7 protein-coding genes are annotated in these 6,377 nt (G+C 70.9%); 4 read left to right on the forward strand and 3 right to left on the reverse strand.

Annotated elements, in window-relative coordinates; all coding sequences use genetic code 11:
* Positions 1-53: 53 nt before the first annotated feature.
* Positions 54-680 (reverse strand): TetR family transcriptional regulator, encoded by a 627-nt coding sequence (locus ACIRP7_RS25430; protein WP_403663801.1) that lies wholly within the window; start codon positions 678-680, stop codon positions 54-56.
* A gap of 133 nt (positions 681-813) precedes the next feature.
* On the opposite strand from ACIRP7_RS25430, the gene ACIRP7_RS25435 reads away from it, so the two are divergent.
* From ACIRP7_RS25435 to ACIRP7_RS25445, 3 genes are all read left to right on the forward strand, one after another.
* Positions 814-978: a hypothetical protein gene (locus ACIRP7_RS25435; protein WP_352389330.1), complete on the forward strand. Its 165-nt coding sequence runs from the start codon at positions 814-816 to the stop codon at positions 976-978.
* A 35-nt stretch (positions 979-1,013) separates the two neighbouring features.
* The gene (locus ACIRP7_RS25440; protein ID WP_403663805.1) at positions 1,014-1,280 is read left to right on the forward strand and encodes a DUF4190 domain-containing protein; all 267 of its coding nucleotides are present in this window, start codon (positions 1,014-1,016) and stop codon (positions 1,278-1,280) included.
* A gap of 66 nt (positions 1,281-1,346) precedes the next feature.
* Entirely contained in the window at positions 1,347-2,516 is a 1,170-nt protein-coding gene (locus ACIRP7_RS25445) for a cysteine desulfurase family protein (RefSeq protein WP_403663808.1), read from the forward strand.
* Between the two features lie 39 nt (positions 2,517-2,555).
* On the opposite strand, the gene ACIRP7_RS25450 is transcribed toward ACIRP7_RS25445, so the two are convergent.
* Both ACIRP7_RS25450 and ACIRP7_RS25455 read right to left on the reverse strand, forming a co-directional pair.
* Entirely contained in the window at positions 2,556-4,106 is a 1,551-nt protein-coding gene (locus ACIRP7_RS25450; protein WP_403663811.1) for a multicopper oxidase family protein, read from the reverse strand.
* 175 nt (positions 4,107-4,281) lie between these two features.
* On the reverse strand, positions 4,282-4,953 hold the full coding sequence (locus ACIRP7_RS25455) for an N-acetylmuramoyl-L-alanine amidase (protein ID WP_403663814.1): 672 nt from the start codon (positions 4,951-4,953) through the stop codon (positions 4,282-4,284).
* 60 nt (positions 4,954-5,013) lie between these two features.
* Between ACIRP7_RS25455 and mnmA the strand changes: the two genes are divergently transcribed.
* Positions 5,014-6,138 carry a tRNA 2-thiouridine(34) synthase MnmA gene (gene mnmA, locus ACIRP7_RS25460; protein WP_403663817.1) on the forward strand — a complete coding sequence of 375 codons (1,125 nt, stop codon included), beginning with the start codon at positions 5,014-5,016 and terminating at the stop codon, positions 6,136-6,138.
* Positions 6,139-6,377 lie beyond the last annotated feature (239 nt).

The raw sequence follows: 6,377 nt of genomic DNA on the forward strand, positions 1-6,377 counted from the left end.
GGCGGTACTCCCGGTGAACGCGGGTGCCGCCCCTGTGTGTTGCCGGACCGGCCCTAGTCCGCCCAGTGTTCGCGGCCGATGCTGATCAGTCGCAGCTGACGCTCCGCCACCTGGCAGACGCGCTCCCGCTCCTCCGGCGATGCCTCCAGGGCCTCCAGGAACAGTGAGGCCGTGATCAGCATCTGGTCGACGTAGAGGTTCGCCAGCATCAGCAGGTCGTCGTCGCTCCAGCCCTCGGACACCGGGTCCTTGGCCAGCTCGTCCTTCACCTCCTGCCCGAACCGGGCGAGTTGCTCCCGGATGGCCTCCCGGACCGGTTGGACACCGCCATGTCGTTCCCGGGCGATAAAACGGACATGAGCGGGGTACGCGTCTACGTGACCGGCGATCAACTCGATGGCGCGCGTGATGCGTTGAGCGTGGTCGTCGGCCGCGGACACCGTCGTCCGGATCATCGGGTGCAGGCTGCCCAGCGCCTCCTCGACGAGGGCCACGCCGAGGTCGGCGGTGGAGCGGAAGTGCCGGTAGAAGGCAGTGGGTGCGACGCCGACGGCACGCGTGACCTCGCGCAGGCCCAGGCTGCTCAGGCTCTGCTCCTCCAGCAGAGTCAGCGCCGCGTCCAGGAGCGCCTGCCGGGTCTTCTGCTTCTGTGCCTGCCGAATGCCGAGGGTGTGACTCATGTCATCCAGTTAACAACTGTTCTCCGTAATTGAAAAGCCGTGCGACACGCTAGACTTCAAAGTCAGTGAACAACTGTAACTACAATTGTTCACTCAAATGTAACGACAGCCGTCCCGGAGGGGGATCCGTCCCATGCTGTTCCTCGTCGCCGCACTCATGCTGCTCGGCGTCGTCCTGGGCACCGTCGCCCACGCGCCGCTCACCTTCACCGCCGTCGCCGCCGCCGTGATCGCCGTCTGGCTGGGCGTCTTCGCGCTCCGCGAGCGTCACTCGCGCCGCCGCACCCCGAGCCACTGACCGCCGCCCCACCGTCCCCAGGAGCACTGATCACCATGCAGCTCACCGCGCAGGCCACCGACCGAACCGGCGCCCGTGACGCCGACGGCATGGCCGTGGCGTCCTTCATCCTCGGCCTCATCGGCCTGCTCGTCCTCAACCTCTTCCTCGGCCCGATCGCCATCGTCCTGGCCTCGGTCGCCCTGTGGCGCGGCACCGCCCGCCGCGGCCGCGCCTACCTGGGCCTCGGCCTCGGAGTGGCCGACCTCCTGGTCCTGGTGGCCTTCATGCAGCTGGACAGCACGCCGTCCTGGAGCTTCTGAGGCCGCCGGCACCGGCCGGTCCTGGCCCGAGGGCGCTCACCCGCGACCCGTAGAATCGGCGTCACCATGGCATACCTCGACCACGCCGCGACCACCCCGATGCTCCCCGAGGCGGTCGAGGCACTCACCGCGCACCTCGGCGCCACGGGCAACGCCTCCTCCCTGCACGCCTCCGGCCGCAGGGCCCGCCGCACGGTCGAGGAATCCCGCGAGACCCTCGCGGAGGCGCTCGGCGCCCGACCCAGCGAGATCGTCTTCACCTCCGGCGGCACGGAGGCCGACAACCTCGCCGTGAAGGGCCTGTACTGGTCCCGGCGCGACGCGGACCCCGCAAGGACGCGGGTCCTCGCCAGCCCCGTCGAACACCACGCCGTCCTCGACGCCGTCCACTGGCTCGGCGAACACGAGGGCGCCACCGTCGAGTACCTCCCCGTCGACAAGCACGGCCGGGTCCACCCCGACGCCCTGCGCGAGGCCATCGCACAGAGCCCCGACGACGTCGCCCTGGCCACGGTCATGTGGGCCAACAACGAGATCGGCACCCTCATGCCGGTCCGCGAACTCGCCGACGTGGCCGCCGAGTTCGGCGTCCCGCTGCACTCCGACGCGGTCCAGGCCTTCGGTCAGGCCCCCGTCGACTTCGCCGCCTCCAGCCTCGCCGCGATGACGGTGTCGGGCCACAAGATCGGCGGCCCGTACGGCATCGGCGCGCTCGTCCTCGGCCGCGAGTGGACTCCTGTCCCGGTCCTGCACGGCGGCGGCCAGGAGCGCAACGTCCGCTCCGGCACCCTCGACATCCCCGCCATCGCCTCCTTCGCGGTGGCCGGCCGCCTCGCCGCCGAGCAGCGCGAGTGGTTCGAGGCCGAGATCGGCGCCCTGCGCGACGCCCTGATCGAGGCGGTCCGTACGGCGGTCCCGGACGCGATCCTCGGTGGCGACCCGGCGCCGGGCGGCCGCCTTCCGGCCAACGCCCACTTCACCTTCCCCGGCTGCGAGGGCGACTCCCTGCTCCTGCTCCTGGACGCGCAGGGCATCGAGTGCTCCACCGGCTCCGCCTGCACCGCGGGCGTCGCCCAGCCCAGCCACGTCCTGCTCGCCACCGGCACCGACCCCGACCTGGCCCGCGGCACCCTGCGCTTCTCCCTCGGCCACACCTCCACCGAGGCGGACGTCGAGGCGGTCGCGAAGGCCATCGGCCCGGCGGTGGAACGCGCCCGCGCGGCGGGGCTGACGTAACGCCGCCGCAGCGGGACACGCCGGGCCAGGTGCTTCCGGTCAGCTCTCCGTGACCATGAGGGAGGCCATCATTCCCTCGTCCTCGTGCTGCAGCAGATGGCAGTGGAGCATGTACATGTAGGTGTCGTCGGCGAAGTCGGTGAACTCCATGGCGATCACGATCTTGCCGCCACCGACGACCTCGAACGTGTCGTACCAGCCGAGTTCGACCCCCGTGGGCTCCTCGCCGTTGATCGAGACGAGCTGATAGGGCACGTCATGCAGATGGAACGAATGCTCCAGCTGGCTGGCGTTGGTGATCGTCCAGATCTCCTTCGCACCCAGCGTCGTGCTGATCATGGTCATGCCGGCCGTGGTGAGTCCGGCCGAACCGTTGATCTTCATCGTGGCACCCGTGTTGCTGAGCGTGATGGTGCGCGCGGTGAAGTCGGAGGTGTCGTACCGGTCGATCGTGTTGAGGGTGCTCGGCAGGTCGTCCGGGGTGTCGGTGCCGCCCGCCGTGACGGTGAGGAAGTCGTAGGTGCCGGAGCCGCCACGGATCCAGCCGGTCGTGATGACCACCTGAAGCGTGACGTCGGCGGTGACGTCCATGACGAACTCGGCGCGCGCCCCGGCCACCAGCCGGATCGTGGTCACCTCGGCCGCCTCCGCCAGAAAGCCCTGGTCGGTGGCGATCTGGGTCAGCGTGCCGCCGTCGCTGCGCTGGATGGTGATGATGTCGGAGGGGGAGGCGTTGAGCGCCCGGAAACGGTTGCGGGTCCTGGTGGCGGCGAAGGCGAGGGTGGTGTCGTCGACGTTCTCGCCGTTGACCAGCACCGGGAAGCTGAGGCCGGAGCTGAGATAGCCGCTCTGGTCGTACTTGATGTCGCCGGCGCTGTCCACGGCCAGGCACTGGAAGATCAGCGGGATGTCGTCCACGCCGTAGTCACCGGGCAGGGCGGCGGAGACGTCGGAGTCGTCCTCCACGATGATCATCCCGGCCAGGCCGTGGGTGGCCTGCTTGGCCGTGGTGCCCAGGGCGTGCGGGTGGTACCAGAGGGTCTTGGCCTCGTCCAGGACGGTGAAGGTGGGGGACCAGGTCGTGCCGGCGGCGAAGGCGTTCTGCGGGCCGCCGTCCATCCTGGCCGGGACGTGGGCGCCGTGGAAGTGGACCGTGGTGTCCTCGGAGAGGCCGTTGGTGATGTTCAGCAGCACGGTGTCGCCGTTGGTCCACTTCAGCGTGGGGCCGAGGAAGGACTGGTTGTAGCCCGCCGTGCTGCTGGTGACGCCGCTGAGGACCTCGGCGGTGCCGGTCTGCGCCGCCAGGGTGAAGGTGGTGGTGCCGTCGGAGGTGGTGCCCTCCAGCAGCTCGGGGATGGTGAGGGTGCCGTCCGTCGCGGCGGCCGCCTTGCTGCGGGTGCCCTCGGTGAGAAGGGAGAAGGTCGCGCCGGCCGCCCCCACGGCCCCCAGACCGATCCCGGCCATCCCGCCGAGGAACCTCCGCCGGTGCAGGCCCTTCTTGCGGCCCCCCCTCTCCTTGGTGTGCTCGCCCTTGGCTCCCTGGGCGTCTCGTGCGTGCGCGCCTCTGTCCGGCTCTGTGGTGTGTGTCATGGTCGGGGAGCCTCGACGTAAGGGCTATGTGAACACTGGGGCGAACCTGGGCCTGGGCCCGGGAAGCTGTGAAGGCGGGGCTCGGATCAACTCCCCTTGGGGGATCGGAAGTTGACGGACCGCAGGTCATGATCGACGCGCGGGACATGTCGGGCGCGTGGTCCGCGCCGAAAGTTCATAGCCAGGCGGAGGCCGTCCGGGCACTCCGCACCAGCTTCATGTACCGGTCCCAGTCCCAGTGTTCGCCCGGGTCGGTGTGGTCCGTCCCCGGCACCTCCGCATGGCCGATGACGTGTTCGCGGTCGACGGGGATGGCGTACCGCGCGCATATCCGGGCCGTGAGCCGCGCCGAGGCCGCGTACATCGCGTCCGTGAAGTCCTCGGGCCGGTCGACGAAACCCTCGTGCTCGATGCCCACACTGCGTTCGTTGTAGGCGCGGTTGCCCGCGTGGTACGCCACGTCCAGCTCGCGGATCATCTGCGTGATGTGCCCGTCCTTGCGGACGATGTAGTGCGCGGCCGCTTTGTGCCCCGGGTCCTGGAACACCTTCACCGCGCTGTCGAAGCTGCCCTGGGTGACATGGATGATCACCATGTCTATGCCGTAGTCGTCGGGCCGATCCGCGCGGCGCCAGTTCGCTTCGGAGGCCGCCACCCACTGCGCCCCGCTGAAGTCGACCGCGCCCTCGACCCGCGGCTTCTCCACCCCCGGCGTCCGCCACCACAGCCGCGCCAGCTCGTCACGGGCCAGCACCGCCGAGCCCAGGGCGGCCGCCGTCCCGCCGATGAGCAGGGTCCGTCGGCCGATGCGCCGGTCGGTGTCCTTGGAACCCTCTGTCGCCCCCATGTGGTCGACAACGGATACCCGGCGGCCCCGGTTCCCGCTTCCCCGTACTCTTGAAGGGTTATGACTGACACCACGCAGCGCCCCCTTCGCGTTCTCGCCGCCATGTCCGGAGGAGTGGACTCCGCCGTCGCCGCCGCCCGCGCCGCCGAAGCCGGCCACGACGTGACCGGCGTCCACCTCGCGCTCTCCGCGAACCCGCAATCGTTCCGCACGGGCGCGCGCGGGTGTTGCACCATCGAGGACTCGCGCGACGCCCGCCGTGCCGCCGACGTCATCGGCATCCCGTTCTACGTCTGGGACCTCGCCGACCGCTTCCGCGAGGACGTCGTCGAGGACTTCGTAGCCGAGTACGAGGCCGGCCGCACCCCCAACCCCTGCCTGCGCTGCAACGAGAAGATCAAGTTCGCGGCCCTGCTCGACAAGGCGCTCGCGCTGGGCTTCGACGCGGTGTGCACCGGCCACTACGCGAAGGTGCTGGTCCGCGAGGACGGCTCCCGGGAGCTGCACCGCGCCTCCGACATGGCGAAGGACCAGTCGTACGTCCTCGGCGTCCTGGACGAGAGGCAGCTGGCGCACGCCCTGTTCCCACTCGGCGACACCCTCACCACCAAGGACGAGATCCGCGCCGAGGCCGAGCGCCGGGGCCTCGCGGTCGCCAAGAAGCCCGACTCGCACGACATCTGCTTCATCGCCGACGGCGACACCCAGGGCTTCCTCGCCTCGCGCCTGGGCAGGGCCGAGGGCGACATCGTCGACGAGTCGGGCACGAAGGTCGGCACCCACGAGGGCGCGTACGGCTTCACCATCGGCCAGCGCAAGGGGCTGCGCATCGGCACCCCGGCCGCCGACGGCAAGCCGCGCTACGTCCTCGACATCTCGCCGGTCGACAACACGGTGACGGTCGGCCCGGCCGCCGCGCTGGACGTCACCGGTCTGCGGGCCGTCAAGCCGCGCTGGTGCGGGGCTGCCCCGACCGGCCCCGGCACCTACACCGCCCAGCTCCGCGCCCACGGCGGCGAGACCGAGGTCACGGCGGAGCTGGTGGACGGGGAGTTGCAGGTGTCCTTCGTGGAGCCGGTCCGCGGGGTGGCCCCCGGCCAGGCGATCGTGCTGTACGACGACACGCGCGTGGTGGGCTCGGCGACGATCGCGTCCACGGTGCGGGTGACGGCAGGCGTGGCCTGACGACCCGCGATGGATGCCGGGCCTGCGTCCGACCCCTGACGTAGCGGGCGCGCACGCGCGCGTGCCGGTGGATGCCGCCGGCCCTTGTGCGTCCGCGCGGTATCGGCGCGCACGTCGACCGTCCCGCGCCGCACGCCCGGACGGGCCCCGGCACGCGCGCGTGCCGGGGGTTGTAGGAGGCGCGTCGGCAACGGGCGGGTGGCCGGGGAGCGCCTCCGTGGGCTGGCGAGGCCCGCGGG

Origin of the sequence: Streptomyces sp. NPDC102270 (assembly GCF_044766405.1) — a bacterium.
Lineage (GTDB): Bacteria > Actinomycetota > Actinomycetes > Streptomycetales > Streptomycetaceae > Streptomyces.

What these genes read in the sequence shown, in the direction of transcription:
- ACIRP7_RS25430 (WP_403663801.1), bottom strand. Translation starts at nt 680, where the DNA reads ATGAGTCACACCCTCGGCATTCGGCAGGCACAGAAGCAGAAGACCCGG.
- ACIRP7_RS25450 (WP_403663811.1), bottom strand. Translation starts at nt 4,106, where the DNA reads ATGACACACACCACAGAGCCGGACAGAGGCGCGCACGCACGAGACGCC.
- ACIRP7_RS25445 (WP_403663808.1), top strand. Translation starts at nt 1,347, where the DNA reads ATGGCATACCTCGACCACGCCGCGACCACCCCGATGCTCCCCGAGGCG.
- ACIRP7_RS25440 (WP_403663805.1), top strand. Translation starts at nt 1,014, where the DNA reads ATGCAGCTCACCGCGCAGGCCACCGACCGAACCGGCGCCCGTGACGCC.
- mnmA (WP_403663817.1), top strand. Translation starts at nt 5,014, where the DNA reads ATGACTGACACCACGCAGCGCCCCCTTCGCGTTCTCGCCGCCATGTCC.
- ACIRP7_RS25455 (WP_403663814.1), bottom strand. Translation starts at nt 4,953, where the DNA reads ATGGGGGCGACAGAGGGTTCCAAGGACACCGACCGGCGCATCGGCCGA.
- ACIRP7_RS25435 (WP_352389330.1), top strand. Translation starts at nt 814, where the DNA reads ATGCTGTTCCTCGTCGCCGCACTCATGCTGCTCGGCGTCGTCCTGGGC.